The 15,533-nt window shown below is 74.2% G+C and carries 15 protein-coding genes; 2 read left to right on the forward strand and 13 right to left on the reverse strand.

Features of this window, described 5'->3' with window-relative positions; genetic code table 11:
• The 8 genes from AB0H81_RS38395 to AB0H81_RS38430 all read right to left on the reverse strand — a co-directional run.
• Positions 1-622 (reverse strand): ROK family protein (locus AB0H81_RS38395; RefSeq protein WP_358385270.1); only part of this gene is annotated, 622 nt, incomplete at its 3' end.
• Positions 619-2,622, reverse strand: coding sequence for a hypothetical protein (locus AB0H81_RS38400; protein WP_358385273.1), 2,004 nt, complete (start codon positions 2,620-2,622; stop codon positions 619-621). The genes AB0H81_RS38395 and AB0H81_RS38400, both read right to left, overlap by 4 nt.
• Positions 2,619-3,437, reverse strand: a complete 819-nt coding sequence (locus AB0H81_RS38405) for a carbohydrate ABC transporter permease (RefSeq protein ID WP_358385276.1) — start codon at positions 3,435-3,437, stop codon at positions 2,619-2,621. The genes AB0H81_RS38400 and AB0H81_RS38405 overlap by 4 nt, the downstream gene beginning before the upstream one ends.
• A complete protein-coding gene (locus AB0H81_RS38410; protein ID WP_358385279.1) occupies positions 3,434-4,351 on the reverse strand; it encodes a sugar ABC transporter permease in 918 nt (305 codons plus the stop codon). Before AB0H81_RS38410 ends, AB0H81_RS38405 begins: the two co-directional genes overlap by 4 nt.
• A complete protein-coding gene (locus tag AB0H81_RS38415; protein WP_358385282.1) occupies positions 4,348-5,637 on the reverse strand; it encodes an extracellular solute-binding protein in 1,290 nt (429 codons plus the stop codon). The genes AB0H81_RS38410 and AB0H81_RS38415 overlap by 4 nt, the downstream gene beginning before the upstream one ends.
• A 69-nt stretch (positions 5,638-5,706) precedes the next feature.
• Positions 5,707-6,474 carry a GntR family transcriptional regulator gene (locus tag AB0H81_RS38420; protein ID WP_358385285.1) on the reverse strand — a complete coding sequence of 256 codons (768 nt, stop codon included), beginning with the start codon at positions 6,472-6,474 and terminating at the stop codon, positions 5,707-5,709.
• 89 nt (positions 6,475-6,563) lie between these two features.
• Positions 6,564-7,610: a class I SAM-dependent methyltransferase gene (locus AB0H81_RS38425; protein ID WP_358385288.1), complete on the reverse strand. Its 1,047-nt coding sequence runs from the start codon at positions 7,608-7,610 to the stop codon at positions 6,564-6,566.
• A gap of 85 nt (positions 7,611-7,695) precedes the next feature.
• Positions 7,696-8,175, reverse strand: a complete 480-nt coding sequence (locus AB0H81_RS38430) for a MarR family transcriptional regulator (protein ID WP_358385291.1) — start codon at positions 8,173-8,175, stop codon at positions 7,696-7,698.
• 105 nt (positions 8,176-8,280) lie between these two features.
• Here AB0H81_RS38430 and AB0H81_RS38435 point away from each other — a divergent pair, with 105 nt between their 5' ends.
• Together AB0H81_RS38435 and AB0H81_RS38440 are read left to right on the forward strand one after the other, a co-directional pair.
• On the forward strand, positions 8,281-9,168 hold the full coding sequence (locus tag AB0H81_RS38435) for an NmrA/HSCARG family protein (protein WP_358385293.1): 888 nt from the start codon (positions 8,281-8,283) through the stop codon (positions 9,166-9,168).
• A gap of 13 nt (positions 9,169-9,181) precedes the next feature.
• Entirely contained in the window at positions 9,182-9,607 is a 426-nt protein-coding gene (locus AB0H81_RS38440; RefSeq protein ID WP_358385296.1) for a MarR family winged helix-turn-helix transcriptional regulator, read from the forward strand.
• A gap of 16 nt (positions 9,608-9,623) precedes the next feature.
• Here AB0H81_RS38440 and AB0H81_RS38445 read toward each other — a convergent pair whose 3' ends face one another.
• The 5 genes from AB0H81_RS38445 to AB0H81_RS38465 all read right to left on the reverse strand — a co-directional run.
• On the reverse strand, positions 9,624-10,481 hold the full coding sequence (locus tag AB0H81_RS38445; RefSeq protein WP_358385299.1) for a hypothetical protein: 858 nt from the start codon (positions 10,479-10,481) through the stop codon (positions 9,624-9,626).
• Position 10,482: 1 nt separating this feature from the next.
• Complete coding sequence (locus AB0H81_RS38450) at positions 10,483-10,983, reverse strand: SigE family RNA polymerase sigma factor (protein WP_358385302.1); 501 nt, start codon at positions 10,981-10,983, stop codon at positions 10,483-10,485.
• Positions 10,984-11,052: 69 nt separating this feature from the next.
• Positions 11,053-12,114 carry an SDR family oxidoreductase gene (locus AB0H81_RS38455; RefSeq protein ID WP_358385305.1) on the reverse strand — a complete coding sequence of 354 codons (1,062 nt, stop codon included), beginning with the start codon at positions 12,112-12,114 and terminating at the stop codon, positions 11,053-11,055.
• A complete protein-coding gene (locus AB0H81_RS38460) occupies positions 12,111-12,785 on the reverse strand; it encodes a TetR/AcrR family transcriptional regulator (protein WP_358385308.1) in 675 nt (224 codons plus the stop codon). Before AB0H81_RS38460 ends, AB0H81_RS38455 begins: the two co-directional genes overlap by 4 nt.
• A 20-nt stretch (positions 12,786-12,805) precedes the next feature.
• On the reverse strand, positions 12,806-15,533 hold a 2,728-nt coding region (locus AB0H81_RS38465), incomplete at its 5' end, for a hypothetical protein (protein ID WP_358385311.1).

A 15,533-nucleotide genomic window follows, 5' to 3' on the forward strand; every position in this document is an offset into this window, starting at 1 on the left:
CGTCGCCGGCCCGCGCGGCCGCGGCGACGGCGGCGGCCGGTCCCGAGCCGAAGGCCCGCACGATCCCGGGCCCGCCGGCGAACGTCTCCACGCACCCCCTGTTGCCGCAGCAGCACGGCGCCCCCCACGGGTCGACCGTGACGTGCCCGACCTCGCCGAGGTTGTCGCGCGGCCCGACGAGGATCGCGCCGCGCAGCGCCACCGCGCCGCCCACCCCGGTGCCGAGCACGGCGAACAGCGCGTCCGGCAGCCCCCGGGCCGCCCCCAGTCGCAGCTCCGCCTGGGCGAAGGCCCGCGCGTCGTTGACCACGGCCACCGGCTTCCCGCTCAGGGCGCTCAGCCGGGGGCCGGCCGGGTAGCCGTCCCAGTCTCCCGGCGGGTTCGGCATGAACAGCGCGGTTCCGGTCTCCCGGTCCACGTGGCCGGGCAGCGCGATCCCGATGCCCTCGACGGACGGGCCGGCCAGCGCCGCCACGAACGTCATCGTCTCGTCGGGGCCGGACGGCGTCGGCACGGTGCCCGCGGCGGCCACCGTGTCGCCGTCGAGCAGGACCCACTTGGTGTCCGTCCCGCCCACGTCGACGCCGAGCCGCCTGCCGGCCGGCGTCCCGGAGTGGATCATGCGCCCACCGTCAGGACGCGCGAGGCGAAGGCGGCGCCGTCACCGGGCGGGACCGGGCGGAAGGGCTCCACGCCGAGCAGCCGCAGGTAGGCCAGCAGCGGCTGGGAGTGGCTGTGCAGGTTGGCGACCGGGTAGGCCTGCATGGCGACGCCGACGTCGGCGAGGTCCCAGGTGCGGCCGGGGCGGTCGGTCTCGGGCGCCAGGTAGGCGTCCGGGCCGGACAGGGTGCCCTCCCAGACGTCCGGGTAGGCGGCCGTGTGCGCGGCCAGGGTCATCCGGCGCCACCATCGCCAGCCCAGCTCGGGCACGTGCCGGGCGGCGGCCCAGACGAGGGTCATGTTGATCGCGTACCAGATCGTGCCGGTGCCGCCGGGGCCGTACCTGTCGCGGACGGGCCAGCGCAGCCGGGCGCCCAGCGGCGAGTCCGCGGCGGCGGTGGCCTCGATCCTGCGCAGCAGCTCCTCCGCCCGGTCGGGCGGCGCGGCGCCGCAGAGGATGGCCCACGGCTGCACCTCCAGCCACAGGTCGGAGTCGCCGACGACCGCTCCGGGTCCGTAGGCGCGCCGGAACCACTGGCCGTTCCACTCCCCGGCCACCAGCCTGCGCAGCTCCTCGCCGACCTTGCGCGCCTCCGCGCCGGTGGCGTGGTCGCCGAGCCGCTCGGCCAGCACCGCGTAGCGGGGCAGCACCCAGGCGGCCATCGCGGAGTTCAGCACGGACTCGCCCCGCTCGATCATCAGCTCGCGCTCGACGCCGCTCTCGGAGATGGCCAGGTCGTTCCAGTCGGCGTTGAGCATCCGGACATGGCCGTGCTCCCCGCGCCCGACCACGTCGGCGAAGAACCGGAACTGCCGGCGCAGGTGCTCGCCGAGCGGCACCGGTTCGGCACCGTGGACCGGGTGGTACGGCACGGGCTCGCCGAAGGCCGCCGCGTCGCCGGTGGCGGACAGGTGCTCGGCCGCCAGCCACAGGGCCCACAGGTTCTGGTCCGACGGCCGGAACAGGTCGGTCCACGGCCGCTTGTCAGGCCCGAGGGCGTAGGGCAGGTCGCCGTCGGGGCCGCCCCAGGCGCACGTGTTGCGCAGCACCGACAGGGCCAGGTCGGGCTCGATGTGGACCAGCGGCAGCGCGTGCTGGAGCGGGTCGCGCGCGGCCCCGTTGAAGCCGTGCCGGAAGGAGTAGCACGACCCCTGGTCGAGGGTGTGGCCGCCGAGCACGCCGTCGGCGCAGGCCCCGCCGGTCAGCAGGGCGGCGTGCCACGGGATCTCGCGCTCGGCCTCGGGCGCCTGGGGCGCGGACGCGCGCGGCAGCCGGTCGCGCAGCGCGGCCAGGCTCTCCTCGAACGACGGGGCCCCGGCTTCCGCGTCCGAGGAGAGCAGGCCGTACCGGAACTCGACCAGCCGCTCGCCGCCGGCCTCCAGGTCGAGGGGGACGGCCAGCCGCCCGGACGCGGTCCGGCGCGGCCCGTCCTCGCCGCCGGTGAGCAGCTCCAGCTCCAGCCCGGGGTCCTCGGCGGGCTCGGCGCCGCTGATGAGCGCGATCCGGGCGGGCCTGGCCGCCCACTCCTCGGTCAGCGTCAGCCGTACGGGCTCGCCGAGCAGGTTGCGCACGCGCAGCCGGACGAGCACCCACGGCGCCTCGCCCTCGGGGCAGAGCACGGTGCGCTCCAGTTCCACCCGCTCGCCGGCCACCCGGACGACCGCGAACGTCGGCCCGAACGTCCGCTCCGATGTGGAGACGTCCGTCGCGAGGCCGTCCACCCGGGTGACGCCCGCCCCGCGCGTGAGCCACAGCAGCCCCGTGTGCTCGTCGAACAGGTCGCTCAGGCCCTGGTTGTCGGCCACCAGCGTGATCCGCCGGTTGCCCAGGTGGACGACGTGCCGCCGGGTGGGCGGGTCCAGGACGGGGTCCCACTCCGCGCGCGGGTCCCGTTCCTGGTCCATCGTGTACGAGAAGGCGGGCAGGCCGTGCACGGTGGTCCACACGCCGAACGCGCTCATTTCTTCACCCCTCCCAGCGTCAGCCCGGCGACGTAGTAGCGCTGCAGGACGAACATGAGCACCAGCGGCGGCACGGCCGTGACCAGCGCGGCGGTGCCGACGAGGCCGGCGCTGAAGTCGTACTCCGTCTGGAGCTGCGACAGGCCCACGGGCAGCGGCCACAGGCCCGGCTCGTTGGCCACGACGAGCGGCCAGAGCAGGTTGTCCCACTGCGCGAGGAACTGCAGCAGGAAGAGCGTCAGCAGCGCGGGCCGCAGCAGCGGCACCCCGACCCGCAGGAAGATGCGCAGCTCGCCCGCGCCGTCCACGCGCGCCGACAGCAGCAGCTCGCGCGGCAGGGACAGCGCGAACTGGCGGACGAGGAACACGCCGAACGCGCTCATCGCGAACGGCACGATCATCCCCTGGAACGAGTCGATCCAGCCGAGCTGCCTGACGACGAGGTACATCGGCACGAGCACCACGATCGGCGACAGCGACAGCGTGCCCACGACGACCGCGAACAGCACCCGCCTGCCGGGGAAGGCGAGCTGCGCCAGCGCGTACCCGGCCGCCCCGGAGAGGAGCACCTCCAGGACGGCGACGCCCAGCGAAAGGATCACGCTGTTGCGCAGGTAGAGCGGGAAGCCGCCCTGGCCGAACAGCTGCGAGAGGTGCTCCCCGAACTGGGCGGCGTCGAAGCCCAGCCCGCCGAGGTCGGTCGCGTCGGAGGCGGAGGCGACGGCGATCATCGCGTACACCGGCAGCAGCATGACCGCCACGACCAGCGACAGCAGCGTGCCCCGCAGCACGCCCCGCGAGCGTGACGGCCTCATCCGTCATCGCCTCCTCTGAGCACGCGGAACTGGACGAGCGAGAGCGCGAGCATGGCCACGAGCAGCACCATGGCGATCGCCGAGGCGTACCCCATGCGCTCGAAGCCGAAGCCGGTCGCCCACAGGTAGAGCGGCAGCACCTCGGTGGCGCCCGCCGGGCCGCCCTTGGTCAGCAGGAAGGCCGGCACGAACGACTGCATCGCCCCGATCACCGCGATGACCAGCACGAACAGCAGGGTGCGGCGCAACAGCGGCAGCGTGATGCGGGCGAAGATCCGCACCGGTCCGGCGCCGTCGATCGCGGCCGCCTCGAACACGCCGCCCGGCAGCCCCTGCAACCCGGCCGTCAGGATGATCACGAACAGCCCGAGATGCTTCCACGTCGTCATGATCACCAGGGCCCAGAGGGCGAGCCGCTCGTCGGCCAGCCACGGTTGCGGCCCGATCCCGACGAGCCCGATCAGCGTGTTGGCCAGGCCCTCGTCCGCGAAGATCGCCGACCACACCATGGAGGTGGCCACGAGGGGCATCGCCGCCGGGATCATGACCAAGGCGCGGAGGACGCCGTTGACCCGGCCCGGCCGGCTCAACGGGACCGCGATCGCCAGGGCGAGCACGATCGACGGGACCACGGACGCGACCGTGTACAACGCGGTCACCTGGGCCGAGTTCCAGAATCCGGGGTCGCCGATCAGCCGGCGGTAGTTGTCCAGGCCGGTCCACGCGGGCACGCCGGCCAGCTCGTAGTCGGTGAAGCTGAGCCAGACCGCGCCGGCGAACGGCACCACCCAGAAGACCAGGAAGTAGACCGCCGCCGGCAGCGCCAGCAGGCTCCCGGCGCGCGCCTCGGCCCACCGCTGCCCCCGGCCGGAGACCGTCGTGGCGGGTCCGGGCAGCCGGGCTGTCAGGGTCACAGCGCGATCCGCATCGCCTGGTCGAAGTCCGCGGCGGCCCGCTCGGGCGTCTTCTTGCCGAAGGCCACCGCGTCGCCGGCGTCGGTCAGCGCCTTGGCCATCTCCTGCCAGACCGGGGTCTGCGGCCCGAAGTCGGCGTGCGGGGCGGAGGCCGCCATGGTCTCCATCGCCTTGGCGTCCGCGCCGGGCAGCTTCTCCCAGCCCTTGACCGGGGTCAGCAGGCTCGCGTCCTTGAGCTGCCGGGCCGCGACGTCCTCACGCTGGAGGTAGTCGATGAAGTGCCAGGCGGTGTACGGCAGCTTCGACTGCTCGGCCACGGCCCAGCCCCAGGTGTAGGCGGGTGCGACGGGCTGTCCGCCGTCCCAGTGCGGCAGCGGCGCGATGTCGAACGACTTGCCGAAGACGAGCTGCTTGTTCAGCGCCGGGAACAGGTCCATCGCGAACAGCCCGGAGACCACCATCGCCGCCTGGCCGGTGGCGAACAGCCCGAAGCCCGACAGCGGGTTCGACAGCTTCGCGTTCCCCACGCTCCCGTAGTAGCGCAGCGCCTCCACGCCGGCGTCGGAGGCCAGCGTGGCCGTGCCCGCGTCGGAGCTGAGTATCCCGCCGCCCTTGCCCTTCACCAGCGCGAGCAGCTGCATCAGCGTCCACTGCGGGTTGCCCAGGATCCACTGCAGGCCCACCTTCTTGCCGTCGGCCGAGGTGAGCCGCTTGCTGTACTCGGCGACCTCCTCCCAGGTGGTGGGCGGCTTGTCCGGGTCGAGCCCGGCCTCGGCGAACCTGTCCCTGCGGTAGTAGAGGCAGCAGATCGTGTAGTCGATGGGGACGCCGTAGAGCCGGCCCTGGTAGGAGAGGGAGGAGATGGCGTTCTGGTCGTACTGGGCCACCAGCGCCTTCTCGTCGGGCACGCCCATGGCCTTGGGGATGATCGGGGCCAGGCGGCCCTTGCGGGCGTGGCCGGCGATCGTCCAGCCGCCGATCTTGAACAGGTCCGGGGGAGCGCCGCCCGCGAAGGCGGTCAGGAGCTTGGCGTCGAGCTTGTCGACCGGCACGTAGAGCGGGGTGACGTCGACGCCGCCGAACTCCTGGACGTAGCTGTGCAGCAGGTTCGTGAACACCGCGTCGTACGCCTTCGTCTGGTGCAGCCAGACGGAGAGCTTGCCCCGCGGGACGCCGTCGGCCGGCACCGCCGCCTCGGGTTCGGAGCCGCCACACGCGGCGAGGAGGCCGGAGGCCGTGGTCAGCGCGGCCGCCGCGAGCAGGCGGCGCCGGGTCAACAGGGTCATGCTCAACCTCCGGAAGGCAGCGCTTCGCCGCCGGTGCGGCGGCGCCGCACCGGGATCCGGCGAGGGGGGTTACTGGCCCATCAGGGCGTTGTTGGCGTCGTTGAGCTCCACGGAGAACACGGCGACGTCGCCGCGGGCGTGGCGGATCGTGTATTCGAGCGCGACCGCGCTGTCGGTGCTGGTGCTGCGCGAGGTGACCAGCAGGGCCGCGGCCATCGGCACGCGCAGCAGCTCGGCGAGCCGGTAGTCGGCGTTGACCGCGCCGATCGTCTCCCGGCCGCTCGCCGGGGCCAGGCCGTACTTCATGCGCAGCAGGTCGTACAGCGAGCCGGTCAGGTCCTCGTCGAGGATGTCCGGCACCAGGTCGGCGGGCAGGTGGGCGCTCTCCACCATGCAGGGGGCGCCGTCGAGCAGCCGCAGCCGCTCGATGAAGACGACCTCCTGCGACTCGTCCAGGCCGAGCGCGACGCCGACGTCGGTGCCCGCCGGCTGGCGGTGCGCCCTGAGCACGCGCGTCGTGGGCTTGCGCCCGAGCCGCGCCATCGTCTCGGTGAAACCGGCCGGGCGCGCGCCCAGTTCGGGGGCCACGGCCATCGGGGCCGTGTAGGTGCCGCTGCCCTGCCGGGCGACGAGCAGCCCCTCCTGGACGAGGTCGCCGATCGCCCGGCGGGCCGTGGCCCTGCTCACGCCCGCGTAGGCCATGAGGTCCTTCTCGGCCGGGATCAGGGTGTCGGGCTCGCAGTCGCGGATGGCGGCGCGCAGCCGCTCGCGCAGCTGGTAGTAGAGCGGCACAGCGGCTGACGGGTCGAGGGCCAGCCGGCGTTCCCAGTCGGTCATGTCGTCCATCCTCATTTGTACGGACGACCGTATCTTTTCCGGCCGGGCGAGCCGTGTCAACAGCTGCGTGGGATCTCCGCCCGCGCCCGCTACGGCCGGATCTCGTAGACGAGGTTGAAGGGCGTCTCCGTGGCCCGCCGGAACCGGGTGAAGCCCGCCTCGCGGCTCAGCTCGCGGATCCTCGCCTCACCCGCCTGCGCTCCCAGCGCGTGGCCGCCCGGCTGGGACAGCGCGTTGGGCACGCAGAGGTACGTGGACCCGCTGTAGTACAGCCGGCCCACGGGGGTGAAGTTGTCCTCCACCGTGTCGGCGGCGTACGGCTCGACCAGCAGCCACGTGCCCTCCGGAGCCAGCGCCTCCCGCACCCGCCGGGCCGCTCCCAGAGGGTCGCCCATGTCGTGCAGGCAGTCGAACATCGTCACCAGGTCGTAGTCGGTGCCGGTGAAGGTGTGCGCGGTGGCCACCTCGAAATCGACCCGGTCGGCCACCCCGGCCTCCGCGGCGCGCTCGCGGGCCAGCTCGATGGACTCGGCGTGGTAGTCCGAGCCGACGACGGTGGTGCGCGGGTACGACTGGGCGAGGAGGATCGAGGACGACCCGAGGCCGCAGCCGACGTCCGCGACCAGGGCTCCCGCCTTCAGCTTCTCCTCGGTTCCGTCCAGCGCCGGGATCCAGCTCGGCACCAGGGCGGCCGCGTAGGCGGGCCGGAAGAACGCGTCGCAGCCGACGAAGACGTCCTCCGCGTGCTCGTGCCAGCCGAAGCCGGCGCCCGTGCGGAACGCCTCGGTGATGCGCGGCTCGGCGCGCAGCATGCCCACGGCGATGAGGAAAGCCGCCGGCGCGTTCGGGCCGTCCGGATCGGCCAGGCAGAACGCCTGCTCCTCCGACAGCGAGAACCGGCCCGTCCCCGGGTCGTAGCCGACGTACCCGCCGGCGGCCTGACCGCGCAGCCACTCGGTGAGGTAACGCGGGTGGCACCCGGTGCGCTCGGCGAACTCCTCGGGCGTCGCGGGCCCCTCGGCGAGGGCGCGATACAGGCCGAGCCGGTGGCCGATCACGACGGAGCCCGCCGCCTCGGTCGCCCCCAGGTCGCTCACGACCCTGCCCAGGAACTCCGTCACCTTGTTCTGGTCCATCCGGGGCCTCCTCCCCGCAGAGGGCCTTGACAGGGGTGAGTTTGCCCTGGTCACGCGCGTGCTACGCGTGCGGGGCGCCCGGGGTTCACTCCGGCTTCGGCATCGAGCGGAGGCGCTCCATCTGGACGTGGCTGAGGTCCTCCGCCCGGCGCATGTGCCGGGTGATCACCTCCAGCTCCTCCTCGGTGTGCTCGTCGTAGAGAGCCTGCCAGGACGCGCCGAGGTCGTCCCAGAGCGTGGTGACGCGGGCGACGCGCCCGGGGACCGGGGTGACCAGCACCCGGCGCCGGTCCTGCCGGTCGGGTGCGCGGACCACGTAGCCCCCGCGTTCGAGCCGGTCGACCAGACGGGTGGCCGAACCCGTGGTCAGGCCGGTCAGCCCGGCGATCTGCTTGACCGTGAGCGGCTCGGGCGCCGCCGTCAGCAGGCTCAGGCACTGCACGTCGGTCGGGTGCAGCCCGAGATGGTCGGCGACGGCCTGGTTGAACAGCACGTACGACGCCATGTAGCGGCGCGACGCCATGGACAGTTCCTCGTACAGCCGCTCCCGACGCGCGCCTGTCATGGTGATCACGCTCCTGTTAGCTGTGCGACGCAGCGATTCTCTGCTAATCTGCTGCGTGAGGCAGTCAATGCGCCACGCAGCTATACTACAACTCTGGAGACATCCATGCTCACCGTCGCCGTCACCGGAGCCACTGGCGCCCAGGGCGGGGCCACCGCCCGCGCCCTCCTCGACGCCGGTCACGGAGTGCGCGCGCTCACCCGCACCCCCGGCTCGCCCGCCGCCGAGGCGCTCAAGACCCTCGGCGCCGACGTCCGTCACGCCGACTTCGACGACCGCGCCTCCCTCGACGCCGCGCTCGCGGGGGCCGACTCGCTGTTCGCGGTCACCACGCCGTTCGGCACCGACATCGCCACCGAGGTCCGGCAGGGCAAGACCCTCGTCGACGCCGCGGCCGCCGCCCGCCTCGGGCACGTCGTGCTCACCTCCGCCGCCCACGCCGACCGCGACACCGGCGTCCCGCACTACGAGAGCAAGCGCCTCGTCGAGCAGCACCTGAGCGCCTCCGGTGTGCCGTGGACGGTGATCGCGCCGGCCGCGTTCATGGACAACTACGCGAGCGGGTGGACGCTCGACGGCCTGCGCGACGGCACGTTCGCCTGGCCGATGCCCGCAGACCGTCCGCTCACGCTCATCTGCGCCGCCGACATCGGCGCGTTCGCCGCGCTGGCACTCCAGCGCCGCGCCGAGTTCACCGGCCGCCGCGTCGACATCGCCTCCGACGAGCGCACCCCCGGCCAGATGGCCGAGATCCTCGCCTCCGCCATCGGCGCCCCGATCACCCACCAGGAGGTGCCCCTCGTGTACGTCCGGAAGCGATCGGAGGACCTGGCCGCCATGTTCGCCTACTTCACCGAGGTCGGCCTCGACGTGGACGTCGCCGGTCTGCGTCGCGACTACCCGGAGGTCGGCTGGCACGGCTTCGCCGACTGGGCCGCCGCCCAGGACTGGCCCGCCCTCCTGTCGTCCGAGGCCTCCGCCTCCCGCCACTGAAGGACACACCCTCATGAAGCCGATCGGCTACTGGCTCAATCGCGCCGACCGGGCCCTCACCGGCCACATGGACGGCATGCTGGCGGAGTTCGGGCTCACCCGGCTCGCCTGGCAGGTGCTGAACGTCGTCCACGACGGCTCGGGGGTCGCCGACGCCGAGGTCCTGTCGGTCCTCTCCGCCAACGCCGACGCACCCACGCTGGCCGCCGCGATCGACGCCGTGCTGGCCGGCGGATGGGCGGCCCGCCCCGCCCCCGGCCGGCTCGCCCTCACCCCCGAGGGCGCCGGGCGGCTGGACCGGGTCGCCGAGCGGGTCGGCGCGTTCCGTGAGCTGTCGATGAGCGGCATCTCGCTCGACGAGTACCGGACGGCCGTCAGCGTCCTCGAACGCATGACGGCCAACCTCGAACCGGTGCGCGACCCTCACTTCACGCCGTGACGGCCGGGCTCCCCGCTCATGGGGTGCCTACCGGGCCGCGCCACCCGTACTCCACGTTGTTCCGGGTGCCCGCGATCCGGCCCGCCGCGTCATAGGCGGTCACGGTGGCGGACGGGGTGTCGACGTCCGTCTCCACGAAGCTCCGGTCGTTCCTGCGGGAGGTGGCCTTGGCGGGCGTTCCGGCGATGAAGAAGCCGCCGGTCACGACGGCCTGGGTACGCCGCCCGTCGGACCAGTCGACCGTCACCCGGCTCACGCCCGGGGCCACCCGGCCGGCGACGAGGAGCACGTAGGTGTCGTGGGGCGAGACCTTGCTGTACCGGTAGTGGTTCGTGTAGACGTCCACGCTGAGCCCGCCGGGGAAGCCGGTCAGACTCCCGGGCGCCTTGTTGCCCCAGTAGGTGAACACCGGAGGTTCGCGCAACTCCTTCTCACCCACGGCCGTGCAGACGACGAAGCCCTTGGTGCTGCCGACCAGGGCGCTGGAGCCGTTCTCGTCCCGGTACTCCGCCAGGACGCGGAAGTCCGCCGCGGTGCCGTGCGCCGGGTCGCGCCAGTCCGGGTTGACGTTGACGGACGGGCCGCCCGCGGGCATGCAGGCACGTACCAGCCGGAGCTGCTCGGGGGTGTTGTCCGGCAGCCGGGGCGCCGACGGACCGGCGACCCTCGCGGTCATCTGGTCCGTGCCGAACGAGGAGACGGTCACGGCCCCGGCGACCAGCGCGGCGGCCGCGGCGAGCAGCCACGGCGCGCGGCGCCGGCGAGCCGTCCGGGAGGCCGCCCGGACGGCGAGGGCGTGGGCGTCCACCGGCCGCGCCTCGCCGGCCATGCGCCGCAGCTCCTCGGCGATCGTGTGCTCGTTGACGGTCGTCATGTCAGGCCTCCAGGGTGACGGGCTCGCCGACCAGCTCACGCAGCCGGGCGATCGCCTGATGCGTCTGGCTGCGCACGGTGCCGACCGAACAGCCCATGATCTTGGCCACCTCCGACTCCGGCAGATCCTCGTAGTAGCGCAGCACCAGCACCGCCCGCTTGCGCACCGGCAGCGCCCGCAGCGCCTGGCCGAGGGTCACCCGGGTCTCGACCTCGGAGGTGCGGTCGCCGGCCGCCCGCTCGGGCACCTCCTCCACCACGCGCTCCCGGCCCCAGCGCGGGCTGCGCCACCGGCCGACCTGCTCGTGGTACATCACCCGCCGCACGTACGCCTCCGGGTTGCCGCGGATCCCGCGCCAGCGGCCGGCCGTCTTGGCGAGCGCGCTCTGCAGGAGGTCCTCGGCGGCGTGCTGGTCGTTCGTGAGGACGTACGCGAGCCTGATCAGGCTGTCGGAGCGGGCGGCCACGAACTCGGCGAAGTCGCGTTGCTGGTCGGGTTGCACGAATCTCCTCGGGGTGACGGTCTCACCCCGTTGAGATGCGCCGGGGCCCGCGTTTCTATGGCGCGGTCTCTATGACGTGCTCACGGCACCTTGTCGTCCGAAATGGTGCGCCGCCAGGTGGTCGGCCCAGCGCAGCAGCGACGTCGTGACGTCCGGCATGGCGAGGCCGTGGCGGGCGGCGAAGGCTTTCGCGGGGCCGGTCGGGTAGCGGTCGCTCGACAGGAACGTCAGGGTCTCAGGGTCCGTCTTCGTGAGCCGGCGCGGCAGGCGCCGCAGGAGCGGCACGGGGACCCGCGCCCGCGGGACCTTGACCTGGTAGTGCCTCGCGATGAGGGCGAGCAGGTCGGGCAGGGCGGGCGTGTCGTCGTCGAGCACCCAGTACGCGGCGCGCACGGCGGCCTCGTCCAGCGGCAGCAAGGTCATGAACCGGGCGAGGTGGTCGACCGTGACGACCGGCACGAACGTGCGCGCGCCGCCCGGCAGCGCCGGCATGGCGCCCCGCCAGATCTCCTCCACGCTCGACGCGAGCCCCAGGAGCTGGTCGGACTCGCCCGTGACGCTGTCACCGATCACGCTGGACGGGTTGACGACGGACCAGGGGACGCCCGCCCGGTCCGCGGCAGCCTGCAGGACGGCGTCCGCCTCCACCTTCGACGCCTCGTACGCGCCGAGGGCCCGGTAGGTCGTCCGCCGCCGCTCGTCGCTCCAGGGGACCAGCGCCGGATCCTGCCCGCCCACCCGGTAACCGGAGACGTGGACCAGCCGGCGCAGCCGCGGCAGCCGCGCCGCGAAGGCGACGATCGCGCGGACGCTGCCGACGTTGGCGCGGTGGGCCTCGTCCGCCGTCATCCCGAACCGGTAGGCGCCGGCGCAGTTGTAGATCTCGGTGACGTCGTCCCACGCCGCGACGTCGTCCTGGGTGAGCGACGGTGTGCCGAAGTCGACGCGGACATCGGCCGGGGCCGGGTGGTGACCGTGCCCGGCCAGCCAGGCGACGAGCCGCCGGTACGACTCGCCGCTCCGGTTGGCCGTGCTGACCTGTACCCCTGCCCGGCCGAGGGCGAGAATCAGGTGGCGGCCGACGAAGCCGGTCGCCCCGAACACCAGGGCGTGCCGCCCCGCCGCCCTCACGACGACGCCTTCGCGGCCGACGCCTGCTCGGCCGACGCCTGCTCGGTCGGCGTCTTCGCGGTCACTGTGTCGCGCCGGTCCAGCAGCACGGTGACGGCGTGGGCGGCGCAGCGCAACGGCTCCACCGACCGCTGGGCGCGCGAGACGATCATCGCGCCCTCCACCGTGCTGACCACGGCCGTCGCCAGGGTGCGGGCCACGGGGGCCGGGTGGCCGTGGGCGGCGAGGTGGTCGGCCACGGGTGTGATCCAGGAGTCGAAGGCGTTCGCGCAGGCGTCGCGCAGCCGTTCGCTCTCCGCGCCCATCTCCAGCGTGACCACCGAGACCGGGCACCCCACCTGGTAGTCGCTGTCCTCGACCATCCGGGCCAGCACGTCGATCACCCGGCGCACCACGGCGGCGGGGCCCTCCGTCCCGGTCCCGGGATCGGTCGCCGGGCCGGTCGCCGACTCGGCCAGGAGGTCGCGGAACCTTCCGGCCGCGAGCTCGACGGCCTTCTCCCCGAGGGCCTCCTTGCCCTCGGGGAAGTGGAAGTACAGCGAGCCCTTGGGGGCGCGCGCGTGCTCCACCACGGTGTTGAGACCCGTGCCGCTGTACCCGCTGGCCTGGATCAGTTCGAGCATCGACTCCACCAGCCGTGCGCTGGTTCTGGCGCCTTTGGTATCGGTCATGCGCTCGATAATAGACCGGTCTATATATTTTGCGCGACCGGCAGGGAGATGTCCCACGCCTCCTGCCGTACCTCCAGGTGCGGGCAGGCGCGCAGGCCGAGGAGGACCTCCCGCCACGGGGCCGCCCAGTCGGTGCGCCGGCCGCCGTCCCGGGCCAGTTCGAGGGCGAACCGGGCCCCGGCCGGATCACCGCGGCCGGCCAGGCGCCGCACCGCGGGCAGCGCCGTCGCGGGCGGCGTCTGCCGGCCCCGCCTGTACCGCAGCGCCGACACGACACTCTCCGCCGTGCGCGCGGCGAGGACGGGCCGGTCCCGGAGCAGGTCGGCCAGGGCGCACAGGCCGTCGCCGAACGCCGCGGCCCGCCCGTCCTCGCCCGTGTCCTCGTCCGTGGAGACCTCCTTGTCCATGAAGTCGTCCCCGAAGTCGTCCGTCGAGTCGTCCGTCGAGTCGTCCGTCGAGTCGTCCGTCGAGTCGTCCGTCGTGTCGTCGGCCGTGATCAGGGCCACAGCGAGCCCGGTCGCCTGCGGCAGCAGGGGCGGATGGGTGGCGAGCAGGTCCATCGCGTCACGGGCCAGTCGCCGCCGCCAAGGCTCGCCCTCGTCCAGCATCGCGGCCAGGCGCCCGGCGATGACGTCCACGCGGACCCGGGCCGGCGTCTCCGCGACCTCACCGGGCACGGCGGCGGCGAGCCGGGCGAGGACGTCGAGCGTGCGGGAACGGATCGCCCCGGCCCCCAGCAGAGCCAGGAACACCTCCGTCATCCGCTCGTCCGCCGCCGGATCGGCGACCGACTCGACGATCTCGTCGAGCTCGCCCCGGTACCAGGGCGCCCACAGGGCGAACGCCCTCCTCCCTCGGAAGCGCACCCCGGGCAGGTCGGCGGCCAGGAGCAGGCGCCGTACCAGGTCCGCGTAGCGGGGACGCGTGGCGGGGGCGTACTCCGCCGGATGGGCCTGGAACAGCGTGCGCATCATCGCCTCGCCGGCGTGCCGGCCGGCGGCGTCCGCGAGGGCGTCCAAGGCGCGCGGATCCTCGGGCATCCCGCGCAGCACCGAGGCCACGGCCACCCGTACGTCCCGGTGCAGCCCGGGATCCGCCCAGGCCCGCAGCAGCACGTCGGCCGCGCCCGGCGGCCGGTCGCGTCCCAGCCGGCGCGCGGCCTGCTTGCGCAGGGTCACCTTGCCGCCGGGACCGGTCAGCGTCCGCTCCAGGAACGGGCCGAGCAGGGACGGGGCGACGCCCCGGCAGCAGCGGGCCAGGGCCGCCACCGCGACCCGGGAGGCATGGCCGCCGGCGTGGGCCGCGAGCAGCGGGAGCGCCCGGGCGGGCGCGTCCGTGTCGGCCATGGCCGTGACGGCGGCTTCGGCCAGCGGCGTCTCCTCGCGCTCCGCCCACGCGGAGAGGAGATCCAGCCCGCCCCGGACGAGGCCGGTCGCCCGCACCGCCGCCGCGCGGGCGGCGACGGGTAGCCGTTCGTCCTCGACGACGGCGGCGAGCCGGTCGCGTACCCGGCCGAGCTGGCCGGGGGTCCATCGGCCCGCGTCTCCGCCGCGGATCGGCGGCACCCAGGAGGGGCTCGCGAACCGGCCGCCACGCTCGCCGTCCAGCAGCGGCACCAGCAGGTCGGTACGCCGGCGGGCCACCGTACGCCAGACGGCGGGCAGCGTCACGGCGGACGGGTCCTCCCGGACGAGCAGGACGACCCGCTCCTCGCGCTCGCCCGCCGGGTCCTCCGAGGTGAGACGGACGGCCCGTTCCTCCCGTTCACCTCCGGTGTGCGGGACGGCCCGTTCCTGCCGTTCGCCCGCAGCCGCTGCGGTGCGGCGGCGGCCGCGCGGGCGGGTCAGCCACAGGCCGGCGGCCTCCCGGGCGAGCGGTTCCGGCGCCACGCTGATCGCGGCGCGCAGGTCGTCCTGGAGCTCGGCCATCGCCCACGAGCGGCGGCCGAGCGCCTGGGTGAGGGCCACGGCCAGGGTGAAGTCCTCCCGCTCGCGCGCCGCCCGGAGATGCGGGCGCAGGACCGCGAGCAGGTCGTGCTCCTGGCCCGCGCGCAGCACCCGGTCCAGGCGGCGCGGATCGGCGGGAGCCCGGGGAGCGCGACGGCGGCGCGACGTGTGGGACGGGCGGCCCGCCGGCGCGGGCAGGGCGTCCGCACCGTGCCGGGCCACCAGCTTTCCGTACGCGCCCAGCGCCCACGACGTCAGCGCGGGCGCCGACACCCGGTCGCGGTGCCGCAGGACCCGGCCGGCCAGCTTCCACAGCGCCTCGCCCGTGGCGGGGGAGGAATCGGAGGCCCCGGCCACGTCGGCGGCGAGGCGCTCCAGCACCTCGGCACAGGAGTCGTCGAGCAGCGCCGGCGGGACGTCCAGCAGCGCGGTCAGCAGGTCCCGGCGGAGCGGGTCCTGCTCGTTGGCGACGCGCGGGACCAGCTCGGCCAGGAGCGCCTGGAACGCCGCCCGGTCCCGGGTGCGGGCCGCGCACCGGATGAGCAGCGACCTGGCCAGCCCGCGCCGCCGCGGGTCGCCGCCCATGGCCGCCTCGCGCAGCGGCCCCGCCGCCTCCTCGTACGGCAGGTACGAGGTGATCCTCAGGGGGATGTCCGGATCGTCCAGCCGGCGGCGGGCCGAATGCCAGACCGAGTCGTACCAGGCGAGCATGCGCCGCGCCTCGGCCGCCGCCGTCCCTGCGGGCAGCCACCTGAGCAGCCGCATCGACCACAGCCCGGTGGATCCGCCGCGCCGCGCGGCG

Origin of the sequence: Nonomuraea sp. NPDC050691, assembly GCF_040654455.1 — a bacterium.
Classification (GTDB): Bacteria; Actinomycetota; Actinomycetes; order Streptosporangiales; family Streptosporangiaceae; genus Nonomuraea.